This window comes from Rhizobium anhuiense bv. trifolii, assembly GCF_024346605.1.
In the GTDB taxonomy this organism is placed as follows: Bacteria; Pseudomonadota; Alphaproteobacteria; order Rhizobiales; family Rhizobiaceae; genus Rhizobium; species Rhizobium anhuiense.
Window position 1 is genome coordinate 1,189,721 of record NZ_CP098803.1, and the last position, 23,205, is coordinate 1,212,925.

Here is a 23,205-nt window from a genome sequence, read left to right on the forward strand (position 1 = left end):
CGGAGAACGAAGCGGACCCCCGCAGAATGAAGGATCATGAGCGCGACAGGCATCATCATCGGCGAGGACGGCAGGAGCCGCTGCCACTGGCACGCAAATCTGCCCGACTACCTCCGCTATCATGACGAGGAGTGGGGCCGCCCCGTCACCGACGACATCCGCCTCTTCGAGAAGATCTGCCTCGAAGGCTTCCAGTCCGGCCTTTCCTGGCTGACGATCCTGCGCAAGCGCGAGAATTTCCGCGCCGCCTTTTCAGGCTTCGATTTCGACAAGGTCGCTCTCTTCGGCGACGAGGATGTCGCTCGCTGCCTTGGCGATGCCGGCATCATCCGCCATCGCGGCAAGATCGTCTCGACCATCAACAATGCCAAGCGCGCGATCGCCCTCAGGGACGAGTTCGGCTCGCTCGCCCGTTATTTCTGGCGCTACGAGCCGGGCCATAACGAGCGGCCTGTTGTGGTCGACCGCGAGCATATCGTCGCCAATCCGACGACGCCGACATCGGTCATCATTTCGAAGGATCTGAAGAAACGCGGCTGGACCTTTGTCGGCCCGACCACAGTTTATGCTTTCATGCAGGCGATGGGTCTCGTCAACGATCATCTGGAAGGCTGCTTCTGCCGGCCCGAGGTCGAGGCGATGCGCAGCGCCCTGGTCCGTCCATGAAAGATCTGTCCGTGAGAATATTGATAACAGCCGCTGCCCTGTTTTTCCTGCCGGTCTCCGCCATGGCGCAGACACCGCAGCTCGATCCCGGCGAGAAGCTGGAGAAGCTGCAATTCCCGGCCGTCACCATGCAGCTGAAGGGCTGGACGAAGTTCGGCAATAGCCATGTCTATACGCTGCCGGTGCGCACCGGCCAGCACGTGAAGGTCAGTTTTTCCACCAAGAGCAAATTTGCCTTCCTGGCGATCTTCGACCTGTCGAAGCCGGATGACGAGGCGTTCTTCGGCACCGACGAGGATGGCATGAGCTTCGAGACGACGGTCAAGGAAGACGCCACCTGGCTGCTGCGTCCCTATTATTCCAAGGTCTCGCCGCGCCGCGGCCTCGGCGCTCCGTTCAGCATCCTGATCGAGCCCTTGGCGGCGGCCCCACAACCGCCGCAACCGCCGGCCGAGCCCGAACGCCCGTCGCTGTTTCCGAAGGCGCCTGCCAAGCAATGAGGCTCTAGCCGAGCCGGTCGATCAGTTCGCGCAATTCCCCGAGATGGCCGATCTTGCGGAAACGCGGCGCTTCTTTCGGTTCATCGACATGTTCCAGCACCCAGGTGAGCTCGTGCGGCACGAAGACGCCATAGCTGCCGGCGGCGATTGCCGGCACGATGTCCGATTTCAGCGAATTGCCGACCATCATCGCCCGCTCCGGCCCGTCGCCGACCTTGGCGAAGATGCGCCGATAGGTGACGGCGGTCTTGTCGGAGACGATCTCGACGGCATCGAAGAAATCGCCGAGCCCGGATTGGGCAAGCTTGCGTTCCTGATCGAAGAGATCGCCCTTCGTGATCATGACAAGCAGGTACTTGCCGGCAAGCCCCTCCAGCGTATCGCGCACATGCGGCATGGTCTCGACCGGATGGGAGAGGAGCTCGCGGCCGATATCGAGGATCTTGGCGATCACGCCCGAGGGAACCTTGCCCTCGGTGATCTCGATCGCCGTCTCGATCATCGACAGCGTGAAACCCTTGATGCCGAAGCCATAATGGCGAAGATTGCGTTTCTCGGCCTCCAGCAGCCGCTCGGAAATCTTCGGTCCTTCGGCGAAATCGGCAAGAAGCCTGGTGAAATGCGCTTCCGTCAGTCGGTAATATTGTTCGTTTTGCCAGAGTGTATCGTCGGCATCGAAGCCGATCGTCGTCAGTGGTCGCGTCGTCATATGCGCACCTCTTAAAATATGGCCGGCAATCTATCGGCTGCCTGTGTCGAGACAAGGGCGTCATCTTGGGCACGGTTGGGCGCAGCGTTGAAAAGCGCCGCTGCCGCACTAAATGCACTTTGCCTCACCCTGCAGCCAGCCACGGCTGTGCCTGTCGCGCGCAGGCCAATAATCAAAAAATGAAGTTCAGCGGTTCGCAAGCCCTCTTGCGGCAGACACAAAGGAATTTTTCCACCATGCGTTACAACCAGCTCGGAAATACGGGACTTTTCGTCTCGGAAATCTGCTTGGGCACCATGACCTTCGGTGAAGCCAAGCAAGGCAGCATGTGGGGCGCCATCGCCGATGTCGACCAGAATGCCGCCGACCGGATCGTCGAACGCTCGCTTGCTTCGGGCGTCAATTTCATCGACACGGCCGATGTCTATTCGGCCGGCGAGTCCGAAAGGCTGCTCGGCCAGGCGCTGAAGAACCTCGACATCCCACGCAAGGACGTCGTCATCGCCACCAAGGTCTATGGTGTGATGGGCGACAAGCCGAACGACCGCGGCGCCTCGCGCGGCCACATCATGGATTCCGTCGAGGCGAGCCTCGAGCGCCTGCAGACCGATCACATCGACCTCTATCAGATCCACGCGACCGATACGGTGACGCCGATCGATGAGACGCTACGCGCCTTCGACGATCTCGTCTCTCGTGGCCTGGTGCGCTACATCGGCGTCTCCAACTGGCAGGCCTGGCGCATCTCCAAGGCGCTCGGCCTGTCCGAACGCCGCGGTTTTGCCCGTTTCGAAACCGTGCAGGCCTATTATTCCATCGCCGGCCGTGATCTCGAACGCGACATCGTGCCGATGATGCAGGAGGAGAAGCTCGGCCTGATGGTCTGGTCGCCGCTCGCCGGCGGACTGCTCTCCGGCAAGTATGGTCCCGGCGCGCCCGGCAACGGCGAGGGCCGCCGCGCCAGTTTCGATTTCCCGCCGGTCGACAAGGACAAGGCCTGGGCCTGCGTCGCCGTCATGCGCGAAGTCGCCGAAAAGCACGGCGTCGGCGTCGCAACCGTGGCGCTCGCCTATATCCTCGCCAAGCCCTTCGTCACCACAGTCATCATCGGCGCCAAGCGTGTCGACCAGCTCGACCAGAACCTTGCCGCCGTCAAGCTGAAGCTCGATGAAGACGATATGAAGAAGCTCGACGAGGTGAGCGCGCTTGCGCCCGAATATCCCGGCTGGATGCTGGCCCGACAGGGCGCCGGCCGCCGCCCGGCCGATTTCGAGCCGAAGGACTGACCTCGCCAACATAAGTCTTGGGGAACGCCTGACATCCCGGCGTTCCCCTTTTCATCCACGATCGATTATTTGCCGTGGGCCTTGAGCCAGGCGGTCATCTCAGCGATCTCGGCTTCCTGTGCCTTGATGACGGCTTCGGCGAGCTTTCGGATATCGGGATCTTTTCCATATTGAAGCTCGATCCTGGCCATATCGATCGCGCCCTGATGGTGCGGGATCATGCCGCGGACGAAATCCGCATCGGCATCGCCGCTATACTCGATCATCATATCCTTGTGCATCTTGGCATTGGCCTCGCTGAAGGCGTGGCTTGCCGCATCGTGATTGCCCATCGGCTTGCTCATATCCATCGGTTTGTCTTCGGCAAGGACGGGAGCGGCAATGATGGCGAGCATGGCGGTGAGGGCTATGATTTTCAAAGACATGAGAGTTCCTTCCTCTGTCTGACAATAGGTTTGCCGGGCGGCTGAGCCACCCGATTGGCATGGATTGCTATGGTGTCAGGACAGTCGCGGAGGCGGCGACTGTGGTGTCGGTTTGTCGTCGTCGAGGGCGCGGGCAAGCGCGGGGTAGGGATAACCGAAAATGGACTTACCGCTAGCCATGACCGTCACCGCCGGTGGCAACAGCAGCCAGGCGGCGCAAAGCGGCATATGCGCGGAATTGCCGCCGGCGCAGGGGCCTTTCGAGGGTTCAGTCTTGCCCGCCGCCTCGGACATAGCCACACCGTGCATTTCGTGATGCATACCGGTTTCGACGGCAACCGGCGCATTCATCGATGCGCAGGTCGGACAGCCTGCCCATGCGGACATGGCGCTGTAGACCAGCCAGCCGAGAAACATCGCGATGAGGGCGAGCATGCGCATGCTGTTTTATAGGCGAATGACTGATGCAAGCCAAGCCGACCGGCGATCACATCCTGATCACCAGCTGGCAATGACCTTGTGCTCGATCCGGTAATCCTTGCTCTCTTCGCCGAGCGGCGCCACCGGCCATGTCCAGGTAGCCTTTGCCGGCGGCGGTAAAACGCCGTGCAGCAGGTCGGCATCCTCATGCGTCCTGCCGTTGCGGTCGATGACGGCATAGGCAATGTCGGTCACCAGGCAGCCGCGGCAGGAAAGCCCGGAAAGCCCGGTCAGATGCGCCGCGATCAGCCTTCCCACCGTGTCTTCAGGCATTCGCCCGGCCTCGGCCTCCGAGCGCCGTTTCACACCGCGACCGATCTGCGACAAGAGGTTGGCCGAAACCACCAGATCGAGATAGGGCACGCTCCTGAGGAAGCCGAGCGGTTCGGGCTGCCGGCCGGCGGCAAGGTCGTCATAGCCGGAGAGGTCGCGCTCGATCAGCCGGACATTGCGCTAGCCCTTGGCCGACAGCCACAGGCGCACCGATGCGAGGTGAACGAGATCGACCAGCACGACGGTATCGAAATCGCGCGCCAGTTCCTCGATCGGCACGTCCCGCAACAGACCGGAACCGAGCACGACGGCGGTCCGCTTCTGCCTGAGACCGGCCGCAGCCGCGCGGATCGCAGTCCGGCTCTTCTCCTCATGTTCGGCCCAATCCGCCGCACAGCGCCCGGCCCGCGACCACAGATTGACGGAATAGCGGATGAACTTTCGATGCGGCTTGCCGGTCAGCGGCAAGGTCGCGGCATAGAGAAGCGCTTCAGCGATCATGAGCATATCCGCATTTCTGATGGATGCCTCTGGTTCAATCGATTCTCCCTGCGGCATCAAGACCCTTCGCCCTTGCCGCTCCCCGCCCGATCGGTTAGGAAACCGCCACTGTCACAGTCAGCGGAATTCCCGGAAATGAACGACAAGCAGAAGAAACCGCAAAAGCTCAAGGCCCGCCTGCCGCGCGGCTTCGTCGACCGCACGGCCGCCGACATCCGCGCCGTCAACGAGATGACGGCAAAGATCCGGGAAGTCTATGAGCATTATGGTTTCGATCCGCTCGAAACGCCGCTGTTCGAATATACCGATGCGCTCGGCAAGTTTCTGCCCGACAGCGACCGGCCGAACGAGGGTGTCTTCTCCCTGCAGGATGACGACGAGCAATGGATGTCGCTGCGTTACGACCTGACGGCGCCGCTCGCCCGTCATGTCGCCGAGAACTTCAACGAGATCCAGCTTCCCTACCGCACCTATCGCGCCGGTTACGTCTTCCGCAACGAGAAGCCGGGCCCCGGCCGCTTCCGCCAGTTCATGCAGTTCGATGCCGATACGGTCGGCGCGCCGGGTGTTCAGGCCGATGCCGAAATGTGCATGATGATGGCCGACACGCTTGAGGCCCTCGGCATCAAGCGCGGCGACTATGTCATCCGCGTCAACAACCGCAAGGTCCTGGATGGCGTGCTCGAGGCGATCGGCCTCGGCGGCGACGACAAGGCCGGCCAGCGGCTCAACGTGCTGCGCGCCATCGACAAGCTCGACAAGTTCGGCCCGGAAGGCGTGGCATTGCTGCTCGGCCCCGGCCGCAAGGATGAATCCGGCGATTTCACCAAGGGCGCCGGGCTTGACCAGGAGCAGATCGACAAGGTGCTGTTTTTCGTCGGCATCAAGGATTATGCCGAAAGCGCTCAACGCCTCGCCGAGCTCGTTGCGGGAACCTCGAGGGGTGGCGAAGGCGTCGAGGAGCTGAATTTCATCGCAGCGCTCGTCACCAGCGCCGGCTATCAAGCCGACCGGATCAAGATCGATCCCTCGGTCGTGCGCGGTCTCGAATATTATACCGGCCCGGTCTATGAGGCCGAACTCAGCTTCGACGTCACCAATGAAAAGGGCGAGAAGGTCGTCTTCGGTTCGGTCGGCGGCGGCGGCCGTTATGACGGTCTCGTCTCTCGTTTCATGGGCCAGCCGGTTCCGGCGACGGGCTTTTCGATCGGCGTCTCTCGCCTGATGACGGCGCTGAAGAACCTCGGCAAGCTCGGCGCCAGCGAGGTGATCGAGCCGGTGCTGGTCACCGTCATGGACGGCGATGTCGAGGCGATGGGCCGTTATCAGAAAATGACGCAGCAACTGCGCGCCGCCGGCATCCGCGCCGAGATGTTCCAGGGCAACTGGAAGAAATTCGGCAACCAGCTGAAATACGCCGATCGCCGCGGCTGCCCTGTCGCCATCATCCAGGGCGGCGACGAGCGCGCCGAAGGCGTCGTGCAGATCAAGGATCTGATCGAAGGCAAGCGGCTTTCCGGCGAGATCGAAGACAATGCCAGCTGGCGCGAAGCACGCGTGGCGCAGGAGACGGTGCCGGAAGCCGACCTTGTGGCCAAGGTGAAGGAAATCCTTGCTGCGCAGGCTGAGGATCGGAAGAGGGCAGCATCGAATGTCTGAGGCGTACCTTCAGGCACGCCCTTCGCCTACTATTTGGAGCTCGGCATGCCCCTGATCAACCTCCCCGAATTCTCCAACGACCTGCTGGCCGAATTTACCGCGCGCAACGCCGAGCGCATCGATACGCCTGTCATTCAGCCGGCCGAACCTTTCCTGGACATCGCCGGTGAGGACCTGCGCCGCCGCATCTTCATGACGGAGAGTGAAACCGGCGCCAGCCTTTGCCTGCGTCCCGAATTCACCATTCCCGTCTGTCTGCGCCACATCGAGACGGCGACCGGTACGCCGAAGCGTTATGCCTATCTCGGGGAGGTTTTCCGCCAGCGCCGTGACGGCGCCAATGAATTCTACCAGGCCGGCATCGAGGATCTCGGCGATATCGACCTGTCAAACGCCGACGCCCGCGCCATCGGCGATGCCACCGGCATCCTCGCTCGCCTGCTGCCGGGCCGGCGACTGTCGGTGACATTGGGCGACCAGGCAGTGTTCGAGGCCGTCGTCCAGGCGCTCGGCCTGCCGCTCGGCTGGCAGAAGCGCCTGATCCATGCCTTCGGCAACATGACGCAGCTGGAAGCGCTGCTGGCCAGCCTCGTCAGCCCGCAATTCGTCACCGGCCTGGACGACGATATTGCCAGGCTGGTCGCATCCGGCGACGAGCAGGCGCTGGTCGTCCATCTCGAGCGGGAGATGCAGAAGACCGGCTATTCGACGAATGCCAGCCGCTCGCCCCTGGAGATCGCCCGGCGCCTCAAGGAAAAGCTGATCCTCTCCGAAACCCGCCTCGACGATGCGGCCTTCCAGGTGCTGGAAGAGTTCCTGTCGCTCGACGTGCCGCTCATCAACGCGTCCGCGGCCCTTGCCGGTTTCGCCGATGCTGCCGGCCTGAAACTCGGCAACGCGCTCGCCCGCTTCAATGGCCGGGTCGCAGCCCTTGCCAATGCCGGCGTCGATCTTTCCTGCCTCGACTACCGCGCCGCCTTCGGACGGCCGCTCGACTATTACACCGGCCTCGTCTTCGAGGTGACGGTGGAAGGCTCGAGCGCGGTGCTCGCCGGCGGCGGTCGCTTCGATCGGCTGCTGACCTTCCTCGGCGCCACGGACCGCATTCCTGCCGTCGGCTTCTCCTTCTGGCTCGACCGTATCGAAACCGAAAGGGCAGCCGCATGACCATCACCATTGCGCTTCCTTCCAAGGGCCGGATGAAGGACGACGCTTCGGCGATCTTCGAACGTGCCGGCATGCCGATCTCGGCTGTTGGTAACGACCGCTCCTATCGCGGCCGCGTCGAAGGCTGGGACGATGTGGAAGTCGCCTTCCTGTCGGCTTCCGAAATCTCTCGCGAAATCGGCAACGGCAGCGTCGATTTCGGCGTCACCGGCGAGGATCTGATGCGGGAGGGTTTTGCCGAGATCGACAAGCGCGTCGAATTCTGCGCCCGGCTCGGTTTCGGCCATGCCGATGTCGTCGTCGCCGTGCCGGAGATCTGGTTGGATGTCGACACCATGGCCGATCTCGTCGATGTCGCCGCCGATTTCCGCGCCCGCCACTCCAGGCGGCTTGCTATCGCCACCAAATACTGGCGGCTGACCCAGCAGTTCTTTTCGAGCCAGCACGGCATCCAGCTTTATCGCATCGTCGAAAGCCTGGGGGCCACCGAGGGCGCTCCCGCCGCAGGCTCGGCTGACATCATCGTCGATATCACCTCCACCGGCTCGACATTGCGCGCCAACCACCTGAAGGTGCTCCAGGACGGCGTCATCCTGCATTCGCAGGCCTGCCTCGTGCGCGCCCGCAAGGAGAGCCATGCCGACGAACCGGCGGTGCAGGCGATCATCGATGCGGTGCGCGCCGCCCTCTGATCTCGGCTACATAACGGCACAAGAAAAACCCGCCGTCGGATGACGGCGGGTTTTCTGTTTCTGGGAGGATGTCTGCTGGTGTCAGGCCGTTGCGTAGGCGCCGCGGCGGGCGTCGAGCGAGTAGGCGCCTGCGCCATTGGTGGCGAGCATGATATAGGCGCCGGCGAGCGTGATGTTCTTCATGAAGTTGACGAAGTTCAGGCCGCTCAGCCAGGCGTTAGCGGCGGCCGGGAAATCAGGAACGTTGATCGGCGAGAAGTGGAAGACGAAGCCGGTAAAGACGCAGAAGACGGCAAGCAGCCAGCCGACGATGCGGACCTGGAAGCCGACGAGCACGGCAAGGCCGGTTGCAAGCTCGAACAGGCCGGCGAGATAGGTGAGCGCGGTGGAAGCCGGCAGGCCGGCGCCGGCGATCATGCCGGCGGTCGATGCCGGATCGGTCAGCTTGCCGAAGCCGGCGAAGATGAACATGAAGGAAAGAAGGATACGGGCGATCAGGATGATGACGTTGTTTGACATGGACGTTGTCTCCGGGTGATTGGCTCTGGAGATCTTGGTGCCCCGGCACCGGTTGGACCTCGGATGCTTCTATGTCGCTCTTTTCCTTCGTTGTGGAAAGATAAACGGAAGCGGACAGATCGTTCAACAATATGGAACGATCTCCTGGTCGCCGCTGCTTGCCTTTACCGAGCCCGGTCTTTTATGGTCGGCGCCCAACATGGAGATTCCGATGGCAGATCTTTCCGCATTTCCGATCACGACGCGCTGGCCGGCGAAAAATCCCGACATCATCCAGCTCTATTCGCTGCAGACGCCGAACGGGGTGAAGGTTTCCGTCGCCCTCGAAGAACTCGGTCTCGCCTACGAGCCGCATTATGTTTCCTTCGCCGCCAACGAGCAGAAGTCGCCGGAATTCGAATCTCTCAACCCGAACGGCCGCATCCCGGCGATCATCGATCCGAATGGCCCGGACGGGAAGCCGATCGGCCTTTTCGAATCCGGCGCCATCCTGCTTTATCTCGCGGAAAAGACCGGCAAGCTCATCCCTGCCGACGCCGCGGGCCGCTACGAAACCATCCAATGGGTGTTTTTCCAGATGGCGGGCATCGGTCCGATGTTCGGCCAGTTCGGGCATTTCTACAAATTCGCCGCCGACAAGATCGCCAACAATTCCTACCCGGTGGAGCGTTATCGCGACGAGTCCAAACGTCTGCTCGGCGTGCTCGAAGACCGGCTGAAGGGCCGCCAGTGGATCATGGGCGATCTCTATACGATCGCCGACATCACCACCTTCACCTGGGTTCGCGGCGCCGATATCTTCTATGGCGGCCGCGAGGTTCTGGAATATGCGAAATTCCCCGCAGTCTCGGATTGGCTGGAGCGCTGCATCGCCCGTCCGGCAAGTGCGAAGGGCCTCAACATACCCGTCAAGCCGGAATAACGGAGAGGCCGACCGGAAATGCCGAAGGCCGCCCTTGAGAGCGGCCTTTTCTTTGCGCTGGCGGCTTTTATCGGCGGCTTGTGATCTGCCTTGCGCCTTCAAGCTTGAAGCGCGGGAAGATGAAGACGCCGGACATGCCGCCGCTGTATTTCTCTTCGAGCCCGTTCGACTCGCCCATGCAGAACAGCGGCTGGCGGAAGCCATTCGGCATGATGATCGTCGTCGAAAAACAGAAGGAGGAGTTGAGCGTCGCCGCCTGTTCGAACAGCTCCAATATGTGGCTGCGGTCTTTGGTATCGTAGCAGCGGATCAGGCTTAACAGCCCGCATTCCTGTGCGGAGAGGCCGTGTAGCATGCCGCTCCATTCGCCGAGGCGGAGCATGCCGCTCGACAAATCTCCGATCCAGCTTTCGGAGATGGAAAACTGCGCCAGCATCTCGTGATTGCGATTGGCGTCCTCAAGCGAGCCGGGCATCAGGGGCAGGGCTGCATTGGCTTTGGCGATCTTAAACAAGGCGTTCTCCCGTTCGCATGCGGCTTCTCCGCCGCACGCTCGGCAAACACAAAGAAACAGGATCATGTCGCTGCGGACATGATGTCCGCCCATCCGGCAATCGCCATGGCGTTCAGGGGCTCCGGAAGCGGAGCCGTTGAAGCCGAACATTCGCGTATCGCCGTTTCGCGCTCCGACCTCGTCTATTAGCGAAAAATTATCGCCGGGCGCACTTTAATTGCAGCGCGGATTTATAGGAGCTTTTGGACAAACGGCAACGGCTTTTTAAGGGGTATTCGGATCGGGATCATTTCTCGTGAGGCCGCGCTTCCGGGACATTTCAGGAGAATCGGCGGTGGAGGATCATCTTTGAGGGCATTGGAAGCGTTTTCACCTGATGCGGAGGCCGGAAACGGCACGGCAACCCTGCGACCCCGCGCCGATGTTGGCATACTGCAGAGGCGCAGCAGCGCAAGCTTCACACAAGCTTCGGCCCGGGGGCGGGCAATAGACGGCTGGTTAGATGGGTTGATCAGCTGAATCGGGCGTGCCACGTGGTCGAATCGCCGCTGCATCATTCCTGAAATCGGAAGCGGTTGAAAAGACATCGGCGGTGCTATCGAGACAAAAGAAAAGGGCGACCCGAGGGCCGCCCTTCCTGTTCCGGATGCCGGAATGGTGTCAGTGCAGGCTTTCGCCTATCACATCATGTCCATACCGCCCATGCCGCCCATGCCGCCCGGCATAGCCGGAGCGTCCTTCTTCGGCAGCTCGGCGATCATGGCTTCGGTGGTGATCAGCAGCGATGCAACGGAAGCTGCATCCTGCAGGGCCGTGCGAACGACCTTGACCGGGTCGATGATGCCCATGCCGATCATGTCGCCATATTCGCCGGTCTGGGCGTTGTAACCCCAGTTGTCCTGATCCTTGTCGAGGATCTTGCCGATGACGATCGAAGCTTCGTCGCCAGCGTTTTCAGCGATCTGGCGAGCCGGAGCCTGCAGAGCGCGACGAACGATGTTGATGCCGGCTTCCTGGTCGTCGTTGATACCCTTGGAGGTGATCTTGACGGAAGAACGCAGCAGGGCAACGCCGCCGCCCGGTACGATGCCTTCCTGAACGGCAGCGCGCGTCGCGTTCAGAGCGTCGTCGATGCGGTCCTTCTTTTCCTTCACTTCGACTTCCGTCGAGCCGCCGACGCGGATAACGGCAACACCGCCGGCCAGCTTGGCAAGACGTTCCTGCAGCTTCTCGCGGTCGTAGTCGGAGGTGGTTTCTTCGATCTGGGCCTTGATCTGGGCAACACGGCCTTCGATGTCGGACTTGGCGCCCGAACCGTCGACGATCGTGGTGTTTTCCTTGGAGATCGAAACCTTCTTGGCACGGCCGAGCATGTCGAGCGTGACGGATTCGAGCTTGATGCCGAGGTCTTCGGAGATGACGGTGCCGCCGGTCAGGATAGCGATGTCTTCGAGCATGGCCTTGCGGCGGTCGCCGAAGCCGGGCGCCTTGACGGCAGCGATCTTGAGGCCGCCGCGCAGCTTGTTGACGACGAGCGTTGCAAGAGCTTCGCCTTCGACGTCTTCAGCGATGATCAGGAGCGGCTTGCCGGTCTGGACGACGGCTTCGAGAACCGGCAGCATCGACTGCAGGTTCGACAGCTTCTTCTCGTGGAGGAGAATGAAGACGTCTTCGAGGTCGGCGATCATCTTTTCCGGGTTGGTCACGAAGTAGGGGCTGAGGTAGCCGCGGTCGAACTGCATGCCTTCGACGACTTCGAGTTCGGTTTCGGCGGTCTTGGCTTCTTCAACCGTGATGACGCCTTCGTTACCGACCTTCTGCATGGCCTCGGCAATGTCGAGACCGACCTGACGTTCGCCGTTGGCGGAGATCGTGCCGACCTGGGCGACTTCTTCCGAGGTGTTGATCTTCTTGGCCTTGGCCTGGAGATCCTTGACGACTTCGGCGACGGCGAGATCGATGCCGCGCTTCAGGTCCATCGGGTTCATGCCGGCAGCAACGGCCTTGGCGCCTTCGCGAACGATCGCCTGGGCAAGAACGGTTGCAGTCGTGGTGCCGTCGCCGGCGATGTCGTTGGTCTTCGAAGCAACTTCGCGGACCATCTGGGCGCCCATGTTTTCGAACTTGTCTTCGAGTTCGATTTCCTTGGCGACGGAAACGCCGTCCTTGGTGATGCGCGGTGCGCCGAAGGACTTGTCGATGATGACGTTACGACCCTTCGGGCCGAGCGTGACCTTGACTGCATCGGCGAGAATGTCGACGCCGCGCAGCATCTTTTCGCGCGCGGTGCGGCCAAACTTGATTTCTTTAGCTGCCATGTTAGTGACTCCTGAATTCGAGTTGTTCGGGCAAAAGGCCCGTCAGCCATTTCGGGAAAGCAGGTCGGCCGATCAGCCGATGATGCCCATGATGTCGGCTTCCTTCATGATCAGAAGGTCTTCGCCGTTGATCTTGACTTCGGTGCCGGACCACTTGCCGAACAGAACGCGGTCGCCAGCCTTGACGTCGAGTGCAACGACCTTGCCGGACTCGTCACGAGCGCCGGAACCGACGGCGACGATTTCGCCTTCCTGCGGCTTTTCCTTGGCGGTATCGGGAATGATGATGCCGCCCTTGGTCTTTTCTTCGGACTCGACGCGACGAACGACGACGCGGTCGTGAAGCGGACGGAAATTGGTGCTTGCCATTGTCTAATCCCTCGATCGAATGACATTCGCGGACCGGAGCGGCCCACATGGATAGGTGTTAGCACTCCCTTGCGGTGAGTGCTAGCGACGAGCATTTAGGGATGGCTCCGAAAGGAGTCAATGAGAGCAATCACGAATTTTTGTGCCGGAATTGTGAAGAGACCGGAGAATAGTCGGAGATTGCAGGCGAAACCATGGCGCGACCGGGCTTTGGCGAAGTCCGTCTGCCCTTGACGATCTGCCGCTTCGGGATGGGGTCGGCAAAACCTTTTGCCCATCCGCGCCATCGGATTGCCGGTCAGGATCTTCGCATTGGCCCGGCAGCGAAGAAAATGCCTTGCCATCGACTTGCGCCTTTGCAATGTCACCGTGACTAAAGCAAATCGGGAAATCGGAATGGCCAAGCGGATAGAAAACTTCTCTAACATAACAGGTCACTATGATGTGGTGCTCTGCGATGTCTGGGGCGTCGTTCATAATGGCGTCGATCCGTTTCCGAAGGCGGCTGCCGCCCTTGAAGCGGCCCGCGCAAGCGGCGCCGCCGTCGTCCTCATCACCAATTCGCCGCGCCTTTCCTGGCAGGTGGTCGAGCAGCTGCGCCAGATCGGCGTTCCCGACAGCGCCTATGACCGGATCGTTACCTCGGGCGACGTCACGCGCCGGCTGATCTCCGAAGGGCCGAAGACGGTCTTCCTGCTCGGCCCCGAGCGCGACAAGGCGCTTCTCGAAGGCATTGGCGTCGAGCGCCGGCCGGCTGGCGAAGCGCAATCGCTGGTCTGCACCGGCTTTTTCGACGACGAGACGGAAAAGCCGGAGGATTACACCGACATGCTTCTCGACTTCAAAGCCCGCGACGTGCCGATGATCTGCGCCAATCCCGACCTCATCGTCGAGCGCGGCCATCGCATGATCCCCTGCGCCGGCGCCATGGCCGCCTACTACGAGCAGCTGGGCGGCAGCACCCGCATCGCCGGCAAGCCGCACCAGCCGATCTACGAGGCGACGATGGCCGCTGCTCGCGAGCTTCGCGGCGATTTCCCGGTCGAGCGCGTGCTGGCAATCGGCGACGGCATGCCGACCGATGTGCGCGGCGCCTTGAATTACGGCCTCGACCTTCTCTACATCAGCGGCGGTATCCACGCCAAGGAATACACCCTGAACGGCGAGACCGACGAAGCGATCCTCCACGCCTATCTCGAACGGGAAAATGCCGCGCCGAAGTGGTGGATGCCCCGCCTTGCATGAAGAGAAGCCAGCCGATGACCGTCTTCCACCGCAATGAAACCCGCGAACCCTTGCCTGCCCATCTGAAGGGCGGCGTCATTGCCATCGGCAATTTCGACGGCGTGCATCGCGGCCACCAATCGGTGCTGAACCGCGCGCTCGAAATCTCCAAGGCCCGCGGTATCCCCGCTTTGGTGCTGACCTTCGAGCCGCATCCGCGCACGGTCTTCCGGCCGCAGACGCCGGTCTTCCGCCTGACGCCGGCGCCGCTGAAGGCCCGCATCCTGGAAACGCTGGGGTTCAGCGCCGTCATCGAATATCCCTTCGACTACGAATTCTCGCAGCGCTCGGCCGATGATTTCATCCATTCGATCCTGAAAGATTGGCTCGGCGCCTCCGAAGTCGTCACCGGCTTCGATTTCCATTTCGGCCGCGGCCGCGAGGGCGGTCCCGCCTTCCTGATGAATGCCGGCCATACCTACGGCTTCGGCGTCACCCTGATCGATGCTTTTCGCGATGAAAACGCCGATGTCGTCTCGTCGAGCCATATCCGCGCGCTGCTTAAGGAGGGCAATGTCAGCGAAGTCGCCGGCATGCTCGGTTACCGTTATACGGTCGAAGCCGAAGTGATCGACGGCGAAAAGCTCGGCCGGCAGCTCGGTTTTCCCACAGCCAATATGCGCCTGCCGCCGGAGGTCGATCTTGCCGCCGGCATCTATGCCGTGCGCTTCCGCCTCGAAGACGGCACGCTCCACGATGCCGTCGCCAGCTACGGTCGCCGCCCGACGGTGACGGAAAACGGCGCACCGCTGCTCGAAACCTATCTTTTCGATTTCAGCGGCGATCTCTACGGTCAGCTCTGCTCCGTCTCCTTCTTCGGCTATCTGAGACCCGAACTGAAATTCGACGGCCTCGATCCGCTCGTCGCCCAGATCAAACGCGACGAGGAGGAGGCGAGGGCGCTGCTATCGGGCGTCAGGCCGCTCGGTGCGCTTGATGGGAAATTGTGCTTTTCCTCAGCGCAATAGCCGGCTGTCGAAAGGATAGCGGATCGTTTTTTCGATTGTCAGCCGCGACGCGTCCGGATGACGCGGATTGATGAGAATATTCGCGGCCTCCGGCATGATTGCCGATGGGACGCGCAGCAGACAGAAATCATTGTCTTCCAGCAATTTGCTGCCACGGTCGCGCGTCAGGCTGGTCTGATTGACCGCAGCAGGGTCGATCCCGATATCGAAGGCTTCAATGTCGTCCGGGCAACGGATTTTCAGGAGCTGAAAATCTCTCGGAATTTGATGCAGATCGACCTGTACCAGAATTTCGAGGAGCGCAGTCGACGGGTGATCGCAGCAATAGACGACGGGAATTCCCTGATGATGCCATCGTCCCGGTGCAAGCAGCCCGCCGCGTCCGGAAAGATCGGCATAATTCGAGATACGCCATAAGATCATCGCCTAGACGTAAATCCCGTGGTCGATCTGCTGCAGGGCCTGCTCGACGAGGCGCGCGCCGGTTTCCGATTCCAGGAGATCGATTGGCGTGATGCCGTCCATGCCGCGATTGGGCTTGCGCAGCCAATCGAACGCGATGGCTCTGTCGCCGAAAATGCGCTTAGCCATGTCCGCGATCCGCACGATACGTAAGGCGCCGTCGTTTTCCTCGACCGTCAGCGGCTCGCCGTTCGCATTACGTCTCGCCAGAGTTCGGCGCGGTGCGACGAAACGATATATTTCCTCCACGGAAAAGCCGAACTCTGTCAATTTCAATGCCATCGCTCCGTCATAAACCTGGACGGAGCCGTGCGAAGCGATCTCGAGGCGCTCGCGTATGGTCATCGGATCGGACGTCTGAAGAGAACTGAGCATTACCGTGAACACCTTCTTGCCAATTGCCCCTATATATATGCGCATTTGGCTCAGTCTTCAATTGCTTCCGTTGTGGCAGCCGGCCTCTTCCTTTTCCCGGCAAAAACGCCTATGAACCGGCGCGATGATGAAATTTCGGCTGGCGATGACGATGCGAATTATCGGCCCGGCCTTCCGCGCGCGCTAAGCGGCCGGAAGGTCCGGGTTTTTGGCGCTTGGATACGAGCGCTGCCGTCACCAGCTATTTCACGCCCGTTGCGCCCTTCCTGGGCTGCCAGAAAACGATTGTCAGACATGACCGACACAGCCGAAAAGATCGACTATTCGAAGACCCTCTATTTGCCCGAGACCGATTTCCCCATGCGCGCCGGCCTGCCGCAGAAGGAGCCCGAACTCGTCAAGCGCTGGCAGGAGATGGGTCTCTACAAGAAGCTGCGCGCTTCTGCCGCCGGCCGCGAGAAGTTCGTCCTTCACGACGGCCCGCCCTATGCCAATGGCAACATCCATATCGGCCACGCGCTGAACAAGATCCTCAAGGACGTCATCAACCGCTCATTCCAGATGCGCGGCTACGACGCCAATTACGTGCCTGGCTGGGATTGCCACGGCCTGCCGATCGAATGGAAGATCGAGGAGAAGTACCGCGAGAAGGGCAAGAACAAGGACGAGGTCCCGGTCAACGAATTCCGCCGGGAATGCCGTGAGTTCGCCACCGGCTGGATCAAGGTCCAGGCGGAAGAGTTCAAGCGTCTCGGCATCGAGGGCGACTTCGACAATCCCTATACGACGATGAACTTCCACGCGGAATCGCGCATCGCCGGCGAGCTTCTGAAGATCGCCGCGAGCGGCCAGCTCTATCGCGGTTCCAAGCCGATCATGTGGTCGGTCGTCGAGCGCACGGCGCTGGCCGAGGCCGAGGTCGAATACCAGGATTATGAGAGCGACACGATCTGGGTGAAATTCCCGGTCGTCGAAGGCCCGGCCGCGCTCAAGGACGCGTTCGTGGTCATCTGGACGACCACGCCCTGGACGATCCCCGGCAACCGCGCGGTCTCCTTTTCCGCGCGCGTCTCTTATGGCCTTTACGAAGTGACGGCGGCCGAGAACGACTTTGGTCCGCGTCCCGGCGAAAGGCTGATCTTTGCCGATAAGCTGGCCGAGGAATCCTTCGCCAAGGCCAAGTTGCAGTACAAGCGCTTGAGCGATGTCTCTGCGGCCGACTTCGCAGCGATGACCTGCGCCCATCCCTTCAAGGGTCTCGACGGCGGCTATGAATTCCATGTGCCGCTACTCGATGGCGATCACGTCACCGACGATGCCGGCACCGGCTTCGTGCACACCGCACCCAGCCACGGCCGCGAGGACTTCGATGCCTGGATGTCGGCTGTCCGCACGCTCGAGGCGCGCGGCATCGAGACCAAGATCCCGTTCCCGGTCGACGATGGCGGCTTCTACACATCGGATGCCCCCGGCTTCGAAGGCGCCCGCGTCATCGACGACAACGGCAAGAAGGGCGATGCCAATGACCGCGTCATCAAGGAGCTGATCGCCCGCGGCGCGCTCTTTGCCCGCGGCCGGCTGAAGCACCAGTATCCGCATTCCTGGCGTTCGAAGAAGCCGGTGATCTTCCGCAACACGCCGCAATGGTTCGTCTATATGGACAAGACCCTTGCCGACGGCACGACGCTGCGGTCGCGCGCGCTGAGCGCGATCGACGACACCCGTTTCGTGCCCGCCGCCGGCCAGAACCGCCTGCGCGCCATGATCGAAGGTCGCCCGGACTGGGTGCTCTCGCGTCAGCGCGCCTGGGGCGTGCCGATCGCCGTCTTTGCCGACGAGCATGGCGAGGTCCTGGTCGATGACGCCGTCAACGCCCGCATCCTCGAAGCCTTCGAACATGAAGGCGCCGACGCCTGGTTTGCCGAAGGCGCCAAGGAACGCTTCCTCGGCAATGACCACGACCATTCCCGCTGGAAGCAGGTCATGGATATCCTCGACGTCTGGTTCGATTCCGGCTCGACGCACACCTTCACGCTCGAGGACCGCCCGGACCTGAAGTGGCCGGCCGACCTTTATCTCGAAGGTTCCGACCAGCATCGTGGCTGGTTCCATTCGTCGCTCTTGGAATCGGCCGCCACCCGCGGCCGTGCGCCTTACAACGCCGTCCTCACCCATGGTTTCACCATGGACGAGAAGGGCGAGAAGATGTCGAAGTCGAAGGGCAACGTCACCGCACCCCAGGAAGTGATGAAGGATGCCGGCGCCGATATCCTGCGCCTCTGGGTGATGACCTCGGATTATGCCGACGACCTGCGCGTCGGCAAGACGATCATCCAGACCAATGTCGACGCCTATCGCAAGCTGCGCAACACCATCCGCTGGATGCTCGGCACGCTCGCCCACGACAAGGGCGAGGAGATCGCGCTCGCCGATCTGCCGGAGCTGGAGCAGCTGATGCTGCATCGGCTTGCCGAACTCGACGAGCTGGTGCGCGAGAACTATGACAGCTTCGACTTCAAGAAGATCGCCCGGGCGCTGATCGATTTCGCCAATGTCGAGCTTTCGGCCTTCTATTTCGATGTCCGCAAGGATGCGCTTTATTGCGACGCGCCGTCGAGCCTGCGCCGGCGCGCCAGCCTGCATGTCATCCGGCAGATCTTCGATTGCATGGTGACCTGGCTCGCTCCGATGCTGCCCTTCACCACCGAGGAGGCCTGGCTGTCGCGCAACCCGTCCGCCGTGTCAGTGCATCTGGAGCAGTTTGCCCCGGTCGCCAAGGAATGGCGCAACGATGCCCTGGCCGAGAAGTGGAAGAAGATCCGCGCGGTGCGTTCGGTTGTGACCGGCGCGCTGGAAATCGAGCGCAAGGACAAGCGCATCGGCTCCTCGCTGGAAGCGGCTCCCGTCGTCCACATCGCCGATCCGGACCTGCTGAAGGCGCTCGAAGGTCAGGACTTCACCGAAGTCTGCATCACCTCGGCGATCGAGATCAAGACCGGCGAAGGCCCGGCGGATGCCTTCCGCCTTGCCGAGGTGCCTGAGGTCAGCGTCGTGCCGAAGCTGGCCGAGGGTGAAAAATGCGCCCGCTCCTGGCGCATCACCCGGGATGTCGGTTCCGATCCTGAATATCCCGATGTCTCGGCCCGCGACGCCGCCGCCCTTCGCGAACTCGCCGCGCTCGCGTGAAGAATATTACCGGGTGAATTGCGCTTTCGCGGTTCATCCGGTAAAAGCTGCCTGAAAATGGCCGGATTTTTGCGTCAGGGGGACGGTTGTCCGGTTGGGCGACGATTGCACCGGGGTGGAAGGGTTTTCATGTTAACATCGCATTGGTTCCGTATGGGCGCCTGCCTGTCTGTCGTCATGGCGGGATGCTCGATGGTGTCCGGTTGCGCCAGCAGCCCGACCTACGGCACCGACAAGACCGCCATGGAACAGCTGACCGACGATCTCGGCCAGTCCGTGTCGTTGACCGGACCGGACCCGAAGAACAAGGGCGTCAAGTACACGCCGCGTCCGACGCTGGTGCTGCCGGCCGAGGCGCAGAAGGAAAACCTGGTTGCGCCGCAGCCGACGGTCGCCAACAAGGACAATCCGCAATGGCTTGAATCGCCGGAGGAGACCCGCGCCCGCCTCGTTTCCGAGGCCGACGCGAACTCGGACAATCCGAATTACCGCTCGCCTCTCGCCAGCTCGGCGATCGAAGGCGGCCGGCGCACGACGGAAGCCCAGACCAAGGCCTATCGTGAAGCCCGCGCCCTGCAGAAGGGCTCCTATGTCGATCAGCGCCGCTATATATCCGATCCGCCGCCCGGTTACCGCACTGTCGACGATCCGGCAAAGCTCGATGATCTCGGCGAGCCAGAGCTCAAGAAGCAGAAGAAGCGCAAGAAGGATGCAGCGGTCGCCAACACCGGCAAGCAGTGGTGGAACCTCCTGCAATAGCTTTTTCGGCGCCGACAGGAATGACGGCGCCGCGCACAGACGCCGCTGATTACGGCGCCTCTCTCCGTTGCGAAAAGAATCTCCGCAAGATCTCGGCCGATTGCACCTCGTTGAAGCCGGAATAGACCTCCGGGGCGTGGTGGCAGGTCGGCTGCGCATAGAATCGCACGCCATTGTCGACGGCGCCGCCCTTCGGATCCTCGGCGCCGTAATAGAGCCTGCGGATACGCGCAAACGAGATGGCTGCCGCGCACATGGTGCAAGGCTCGAGCGTCACATAGAGATCGGCGCCGACAAGACGTTCCTGCCCAAGCGCGTCGCAGGCGAGCCGGATTGCGGCGATTTCGGCATGCGCGGTCACGTCATTGAGCTCGCGCGTGCGGTTTCCCGAGCGTGACACGGCAATGTCGTCGATAACGACGACGGCGCCGATCGGTACCTCGCCGCGTTCTCCGGCGGCGCGCGCTTCTTCAAGCGCCATCTCCATGAAACGATTTGTCTTCACGATCGCACGAATTTCCACTTAACCGCAGATGCGTGACCTGATAGACAGGCCCAAAAGGCAGGCAAACAACAAATGACACCCAAAGACAAGCCAAAACGCCCGGGCGCAAAGCCGTTTTCACGGGACACCGAGCCGAAGACCGGCGCCAAGCCGGGCGGTGGCAAGCCGGCAAAGGCTGCGATCGCCGCCGAGGCCGATGGCGAGGCCAAGGCCGAACGCATTTCCAAGGTGATGGCGCGCGCCGGCGTCGCCTCCCGCCGCGACATCGAACGCATGATCATGGACGGCCGGGTAACGCTGAACGGCAGGGTTCTCGAAACCCCCGTCGTCAACGTCACGCTCGCCGACCGCATCGAGGTCGACGGCGTGCCGATCCGCGGCATCGAGCGCACCAGGCTCTGGCTCTATCATAAGCCGGCTGGCCTCGTGACCACCAATGCCGATCCGGAAGGCCGGCCGACCGTCTTCGACAACCTGCCGGAAGAATTGCCGCGCGTCATGTCGATCGGCCGTCTCGACATCAATACCGAAGGCCTGCTCTTGCTGACCAATGACGGCGGTCTTGCCCGCGCGCTGGAACTGCCGGCGACCGGCTGGTTGCGGCGCTACCGCGTCCGCGCCCATGGCGAGATCGATCAGGACGCGCTCGACAAGCTGAAGGACGGCATCGCCGTCGACGGTGTGCTCTATGGCTCGATCGAGGCGACGCTCGACCGCACCCAGGGCTCGAACGTCTGGATCACCATGGGCCTTCGTGAAGGCAAAAACCGCGAAATCAAGAACGTGCTCGGCGCGCTCGGCCTCGACGTCAACCGCCTGATCCGTATTTCCTATGGCCCGTTCCAGCTCGGCGACTTGCCGGAAGGCCATGTCGTCGAAGTGCGCGGCCGCACGCTGCGCGACCAGCTCGGCCCGCGCCTCATCGAAGAAGCCAAGGCGAATTTCGACGCGCCGATCTACAATGCGCCAGCTGTCGCTGCCGAGGAAGAGGCAGAGCCTGCAGTGCCGGAAAAGCGCGAGCGACCGCGCCGCGACGAGGACAAGCGCGAACGGGCGCTGAGCCGCCTCGACACCAAGCGCGACGACCGCCACGGCGGTGGGCGCAGAGATGACGATCGCCGCGACAGCGGCCGCAGGGACGACGACAAGCCGAAGCGTCCCCAGCCGCTCGGCCAGCGCCGCAGCGCCAATGTCTGGATGGCGCCAGGCGCCCGGCCGCTCGGCGAAAAGGCCGCGGCGAAAGCCGCCAAGAATGCACAGACAGCGCGCAAGCGCGGCGAGCAGGCGCCGGCAAAGAACGCGTTCGACCGTACCGAGGATCGCCCGCGCACGCAGGTGAACCGTGTGCGCGAAGAGGATGGCGAATGGATTCGCTCGAGCGAGCAGCCCCGCCGCAAGGATGAGGCGGAAGGTTCCGGCCGCAAGCGTTCCTTCGGGGACCGCCCCGCCCGTGAAGATCGCGGTTTTGGCGACCGCCCGGCGCGCGGCGACCGTCGCCCGCGCGAAGCGGGTGACGAACGTCCGCGCACCAGAAGCTCCGCCGGCGAAGGCCGCTCGGAGCGTCCGCGCGGCGACCGGCCTTTCGGTGACCGTCCCTCGCGTGGCGATCGACCCTTCGGCGACAAACCGCGTGGGGATCGCAGGCCGCGTGCCGATGGTGACGAGCGTCCTCGGGCTGCCAGAGCCTCCACCGAGGAGGCCCGTTCGGAGCGTCCGCGCGGCGAGCGGCCCTTCGGTGACCGTCCCTCGCGTGGCGATCGTCCCTTCGGCGACAAGCCGCGTGGGGATCGCAAGCCGCGTGCGGATGGTGACGAACGTCCGCGGGCAGCCAGAAGCTTTACCGGCGAGGGCCGCTCGGAGCGTCCGCGCGGTGAAAGATCGTTTGGCGACAAGCCGTCGAGTGCCAGGCCTTCAAGCGACAGGCCTTCGGGTGACAAGCCGCGCGGCAAGGGTTTTGCCGGCAAGCCCGGCGGGGCCAAGAATTTTTCCGGCAAGCCGAAAGGCGCCAAGTCGAGCAGTGACAGGCCGGGCGGCGACAGGCCTGCGGGCGGGCCGTCCAAAGGTGGTGCGAGAGGAAAGGGAATGACGCGCGGTGCGGATCGTCGGCGGTGAGTTTCGCGGACGGCCTCTCGCCGTGCCAAAATCCAACGATATCCGGCCGACTGCCGACCGGACGCGCGAGAGCCTGTTCAATATATTGAGCCATGCCTATCCGGAATGTGTCGACGGCACCCGGATCCTCGACCTTTTTGCCGGAACCGGCGCTGTCGGCCTCGAAGCCGTTTCGCGCGGCTGTCGCCACGCGCTCTTCGTCGAAAACAGCGTCGAGGGCCGGGCGTTGCTCTGGGAGAACATCGATGCGCTCGGCCTGCACGGCCGCACCCGCATCCTGCGCCGGGATGCGACCGATCTCGGCAGCGTCGGCAATCTCGAGCCCTTCGACATGCTCTTTGCCGACCCGCCCTACGGCAAGGGGCTCGGCGAAAAGGCGATGGCGGCGGCGGCCGAGGGCGGTTGGCTGCGGCCGGGCGCGATTGCGGTGCTCGAAGAACGCGCCGATATTGTCGTTTCCGTCCACCCTTCCTATGTTTTCCTCGAAAACCGCATCTTTGGCGATACGAGGGTGCATTTCTTCCGATATCAGCCGCAATAAGCGGGGGCGGGGC

24 protein-coding genes and 1 pseudogene are annotated in these 23,205 nt (G+C 62.4%); 13 read left to right on the forward strand and 12 right to left on the reverse strand.

Annotated elements, in window-relative coordinates; all coding sequences use genetic code 11:
- The first annotated feature begins 36 nt into the window (after positions 1-36).
- Positions 37-666 (forward strand): DNA-3-methyladenine glycosylase I, encoded by a 630-nt coding sequence (locus NE851_RS14320; protein ID WP_047615316.1) that lies wholly within the window; start codon positions 37-39, stop codon positions 664-666.
- Positions 663-1,166, forward strand: a complete 504-nt coding sequence (locus NE851_RS14325; RefSeq protein ID WP_047615319.1) for a hypothetical protein — start codon at positions 663-665, stop codon at positions 1,164-1,166. Before NE851_RS14320 ends, NE851_RS14325 begins: the two co-directional genes overlap by 4 nt.
- A gap of 4 nt (positions 1,167-1,170) precedes the next feature.
- Here NE851_RS14325 and NE851_RS14330 read toward each other — a convergent pair whose 3' ends face one another.
- Positions 1,171-1,875 (reverse strand): HAD family hydrolase, encoded by a 705-nt coding sequence (locus tag NE851_RS14330; RefSeq protein WP_047613781.1) that lies wholly within the window; start codon positions 1,873-1,875, stop codon positions 1,171-1,173.
- 236 nt (positions 1,876-2,111) lie between these two features.
- On the opposite strand from NE851_RS14330, the gene NE851_RS14335 reads away from it, so the two are divergent.
- Positions 2,112-3,161 carry an aldo/keto reductase gene (locus NE851_RS14335; protein ID WP_097542932.1) on the forward strand — a complete coding sequence of 350 codons (1,050 nt, stop codon included), beginning with the start codon at positions 2,112-2,114 and terminating at the stop codon, positions 3,159-3,161.
- A gap of 65 nt (positions 3,162-3,226) precedes the next feature.
- Here the strand turns inward: NE851_RS14335 and copM are convergent, their stop codons facing one another.
- The 3 genes and pseudogenes from copM to NE851_RS14350 all read right to left on the reverse strand — a co-directional run bounded on the left by copM (position 3,227) and on the right by NE851_RS14350 (position 4,846).
- Positions 3,227-3,586 (reverse strand): CopM family metallochaperone, encoded by a 360-nt coding sequence (gene copM, locus NE851_RS14340; RefSeq protein ID WP_047613783.1) that lies wholly within the window; start codon positions 3,584-3,586, stop codon positions 3,227-3,229.
- 75 nt (positions 3,587-3,661) lie between these two features.
- Entirely contained in the window at positions 3,662-4,027 is a 366-nt protein-coding gene (locus NE851_RS14345) for a hypothetical protein (RefSeq protein ID WP_254961123.1), read from the reverse strand.
- Between the two features lie 57 nt (positions 4,028-4,084).
- Positions 4,085-4,846, reverse strand: a pseudogene (locus NE851_RS14350) (hypothetical protein).
- Between the two features lie 129 nt (positions 4,847-4,975).
- Here NE851_RS14350 and hisS point away from each other — a divergent pair.
- Genes hisS through hisG form a run of 3 tightly spaced genes read left to right on the forward strand, consistent with a single transcriptional unit; the run spans position 4,976 to position 8,358 of the window.
- Complete coding sequence (gene hisS / locus NE851_RS14355; RefSeq protein WP_047613785.1) at positions 4,976-6,499, forward strand: histidine--tRNA ligase; 1,524 nt, start codon at positions 4,976-4,978, stop codon at positions 6,497-6,499.
- A 45-nt stretch (positions 6,500-6,544) separates the two neighbouring features.
- Positions 6,545-7,666 carry an ATP phosphoribosyltransferase regulatory subunit gene (locus tag NE851_RS14360; protein WP_047613786.1) on the forward strand — a complete coding sequence of 374 codons (1,122 nt, stop codon included), beginning with the start codon at positions 6,545-6,547 and terminating at the stop codon, positions 7,664-7,666.
- The gene (gene hisG / locus NE851_RS14365) at positions 7,663-8,358 is read left to right on the forward strand and encodes an ATP phosphoribosyltransferase (protein ID WP_047613787.1); all 696 of its coding nucleotides are present in this window, start codon (positions 7,663-7,665) and stop codon (positions 8,356-8,358) included. Before NE851_RS14360 ends, hisG begins: the two co-directional genes overlap by 4 nt.
- 81 nt (positions 8,359-8,439) lie before the next feature.
- Here hisG and NE851_RS14370 read toward each other — a convergent pair whose 3' ends face one another.
- Positions 8,440-8,877, reverse strand: a complete 438-nt coding sequence (locus NE851_RS14370) for a DoxX family protein (protein ID WP_047613788.1) — start codon at positions 8,875-8,877, stop codon at positions 8,440-8,442.
- A 211-nt stretch (positions 8,878-9,088) separates the two neighbouring features.
- Between NE851_RS14370 and NE851_RS14375 the strand changes: the two genes are divergently transcribed.
- Positions 9,089-9,799 carry a glutathione binding-like protein gene (locus tag NE851_RS14375; RefSeq protein ID WP_254961126.1) on the forward strand — a complete coding sequence of 237 codons (711 nt, stop codon included), beginning with the start codon at positions 9,089-9,091 and terminating at the stop codon, positions 9,797-9,799.
- A gap of 67 nt (positions 9,800-9,866) precedes the next feature.
- Here NE851_RS14375 and NE851_RS14380 read toward each other — a convergent pair whose 3' ends face one another.
- The 4 genes from NE851_RS14380 to NE851_RS14395 all read right to left on the reverse strand — a co-directional run bounded on the left by NE851_RS14380 (position 9,867) and on the right by NE851_RS14395 (position 13,404).
- Positions 9,867-10,313 (reverse strand): hypothetical protein, encoded by a 447-nt coding sequence (locus tag NE851_RS14380; RefSeq protein ID WP_183905868.1) that lies wholly within the window; start codon positions 10,311-10,313, stop codon positions 9,867-9,869.
- 680 nt (positions 10,314-10,993) lie between these two features.
- Positions 10,994-12,631: a chaperonin GroEL gene (groL, locus tag NE851_RS14385; protein WP_008529514.1), complete on the reverse strand. Its 1,638-nt coding sequence runs from the start codon at positions 12,629-12,631 to the stop codon at positions 10,994-10,996.
- 72 nt (positions 12,632-12,703) lie between these two features.
- A complete protein-coding gene (gene groES / locus NE851_RS14390) occupies positions 12,704-13,000 on the reverse strand; it encodes a co-chaperone GroES (protein WP_004675403.1) in 297 nt (98 codons plus the stop codon).
- Positions 13,001-13,095: 95 nt separating this feature from the next.
- A complete protein-coding gene (locus NE851_RS14395) occupies positions 13,096-13,404 on the reverse strand; it encodes a hypothetical protein (protein WP_254961158.1) in 309 nt (102 codons plus the stop codon).
- Here NE851_RS14395 and NE851_RS14400 point away from each other — a divergent pair.
- Positions 13,397-14,245 (forward strand): TIGR01459 family HAD-type hydrolase, encoded by an 849-nt coding sequence (locus NE851_RS14400; protein WP_047615329.1) that lies wholly within the window; start codon positions 13,397-13,399, stop codon positions 14,243-14,245. The two genes, NE851_RS14395 and NE851_RS14400, sit on opposite strands and share 8 nt — an antisense overlap.
- A 14-nt stretch (positions 14,246-14,259) precedes the next feature.
- Entirely contained in the window at positions 14,260-15,252 is a 993-nt protein-coding gene (locus NE851_RS14405; RefSeq protein ID WP_047615543.1) for a bifunctional riboflavin kinase/FAD synthetase, read from the forward strand.
- Here the strand turns inward: NE851_RS14405 and NE851_RS14410 are convergent.
- Both NE851_RS14410 and NE851_RS14415 read right to left on the reverse strand, forming a co-directional pair.
- The gene (locus NE851_RS14410) at positions 15,241-15,675 is read right to left on the reverse strand and encodes an RES family NAD+ phosphorylase (RefSeq protein WP_047615331.1); all 435 of its coding nucleotides are present in this window, start codon (positions 15,673-15,675) and stop codon (positions 15,241-15,243) included. The genes NE851_RS14405 and NE851_RS14410 overlap by 12 nt on opposite strands.
- 3 nt (positions 15,676-15,678) lie before the next feature.
- Positions 15,679-16,059 (reverse strand): Xre family toxin-antitoxin system antitoxin, encoded by a 381-nt coding sequence (locus NE851_RS14415; protein WP_245445258.1) that lies wholly within the window; start codon positions 16,057-16,059, stop codon positions 15,679-15,681.
- 324 nt (positions 16,060-16,383) lie between these two features.
- Between NE851_RS14415 and ileS the strand changes: the two genes are divergently transcribed.
- Both ileS and NE851_RS14425 read left to right on the forward strand, forming a co-directional pair.
- Positions 16,384-19,275 (forward strand): isoleucine--tRNA ligase, encoded by a 2,892-nt coding sequence (gene ileS / locus NE851_RS14420; protein WP_097595302.1) that lies wholly within the window; start codon positions 16,384-16,386, stop codon positions 19,273-19,275.
- Positions 19,276-19,404: 129 nt separating this feature from the next.
- On the forward strand, positions 19,405-20,034 hold the full coding sequence (locus tag NE851_RS14425; protein ID WP_047613796.1) for a hypothetical protein: 630 nt from the start codon (positions 19,405-19,407) through the stop codon (positions 20,032-20,034).
- 49 nt (positions 20,035-20,083) lie between these two features.
- Here the strand turns inward: NE851_RS14425 and NE851_RS14430 are convergent, their stop codons facing one another.
- Complete coding sequence (locus NE851_RS14430; RefSeq protein ID WP_254962432.1) at positions 20,084-20,521, reverse strand: nucleoside deaminase; 438 nt, start codon at positions 20,519-20,521, stop codon at positions 20,084-20,086.
- A 90-nt stretch (positions 20,522-20,611) separates the two neighbouring features.
- On the opposite strand from NE851_RS14430, the gene NE851_RS14435 reads away from it, so the two are divergent.
- Together NE851_RS14435 and rsmD are read left to right on the forward strand one after the other, a co-directional pair.
- Positions 20,612-22,651 (forward strand): pseudouridine synthase, encoded by a 2,040-nt coding sequence (locus NE851_RS14435; protein ID WP_097595300.1) that lies wholly within the window; start codon positions 20,612-20,614, stop codon positions 22,649-22,651.
- Entirely contained in the window at positions 22,632-23,192 is a 561-nt protein-coding gene (gene rsmD, locus NE851_RS14440; protein WP_047613800.1) for a 16S rRNA (guanine(966)-N(2))-methyltransferase RsmD, read from the forward strand. Before NE851_RS14435 ends, rsmD begins: the two co-directional genes overlap by 20 nt.
- Positions 23,193-23,205: the final 13 nt, after the last annotated feature.

What these genes read in the sequence shown, in the direction of transcription:
- NE851_RS14335 (WP_097542932.1), top strand. Translation starts at nt 2,112, where the DNA reads ATGCGTTACAACCAGCTCGGAAATACGGGACTTTTCGTCTCGGAAATC.
- ileS (WP_097595302.1), top strand. Translation starts at nt 16,384, where the DNA reads ATGACCGACACAGCCGAAAAGATCGACTATTCGAAGACCCTCTATTTG.
- NE851_RS14425 (WP_047613796.1), top strand. Translation starts at nt 19,405, where the DNA reads ATGTTAACATCGCATTGGTTCCGTATGGGCGCCTGCCTGTCTGTCGTC.
- NE851_RS14360 (WP_047613786.1), top strand. Translation starts at nt 6,545, where the DNA reads ATGCCCCTGATCAACCTCCCCGAATTCTCCAACGACCTGCTGGCCGAA.
- NE851_RS14330 (WP_047613781.1), bottom strand. Translation starts at nt 1,875, where the DNA reads ATGACGACGCGACCACTGACGACGATCGGCTTCGATGCCGACGATACA.
- hisS (WP_047613785.1), top strand. Translation starts at nt 4,976, where the DNA reads ATGAACGACAAGCAGAAGAAACCGCAAAAGCTCAAGGCCCGCCTGCCG.
- groES (WP_004675403.1), bottom strand. Translation starts at nt 13,000, where the DNA reads ATGGCAAGCACCAATTTCCGTCCGCTTCACGACCGCGTCGTCGTTCGT.
- NE851_RS14430 (WP_254962432.1), bottom strand. Translation starts at nt 20,521, where the DNA reads ATGGAGATGGCGCTTGAAGAAGCGCGCGCCGCCGGAGAACGCGGCGAG.
- NE851_RS14410 (WP_047615331.1), bottom strand. Translation starts at nt 15,675, where the DNA reads ATGATCTTATGGCGTATCTCGAATTATGCCGATCTTTCCGGACGCGGC.
- copM (WP_047613783.1), bottom strand. Translation starts at nt 3,586, where the DNA reads ATGTCTTTGAAAATCATAGCCCTCACCGCCATGCTCGCCATCATTGCC.
- hisG (WP_047613787.1), top strand. Translation starts at nt 7,663, where the DNA reads ATGACCATCACCATTGCGCTTCCTTCCAAGGGCCGGATGAAGGACGAC.
- NE851_RS14345 (WP_254961123.1), bottom strand. Translation starts at nt 4,027, where the DNA reads ATGCGCATGCTCGCCCTCATCGCGATGTTTCTCGGCTGGCTGGTCTAC.
- NE851_RS14435 (WP_097595300.1), top strand. Translation starts at nt 20,612, where the DNA reads ATGACACCCAAAGACAAGCCAAAACGCCCGGGCGCAAAGCCGTTTTCA.
- NE851_RS14325 (WP_047615319.1), top strand. Translation starts at nt 663, where the DNA reads ATGAAAGATCTGTCCGTGAGAATATTGATAACAGCCGCTGCCCTGTTT.
- NE851_RS14375 (WP_254961126.1), top strand. Translation starts at nt 9,089, where the DNA reads ATGGCAGATCTTTCCGCATTTCCGATCACGACGCGCTGGCCGGCGAAA.
- groL (WP_008529514.1), bottom strand. Translation starts at nt 12,631, where the DNA reads ATGGCAGCTAAAGAAATCAAGTTTGGCCGCACCGCGCGCGAAAAGATG.
- NE851_RS14370 (WP_047613788.1), bottom strand. Translation starts at nt 8,877, where the DNA reads ATGTCAAACAACGTCATCATCCTGATCGCCCGTATCCTTCTTTCCTTC.
- NE851_RS14400 (WP_047615329.1), top strand. Translation starts at nt 13,397, where the DNA reads ATGGCCAAGCGGATAGAAAACTTCTCTAACATAACAGGTCACTATGAT.
- NE851_RS14415 (WP_245445258.1), bottom strand. Translation starts at nt 16,059, where the DNA reads ATGACCATACGCGAGCGCCTCGAGATCGCTTCGCACGGCTCCGTCCAG.
- NE851_RS14405 (WP_047615543.1), top strand. Translation starts at nt 14,260, where the DNA reads ATGACCGTCTTCCACCGCAATGAAACCCGCGAACCCTTGCCTGCCCAT.
- NE851_RS14320 (WP_047615316.1), top strand. Translation starts at nt 37, where the DNA reads ATGAGCGCGACAGGCATCATCATCGGCGAGGACGGCAGGAGCCGCTGC.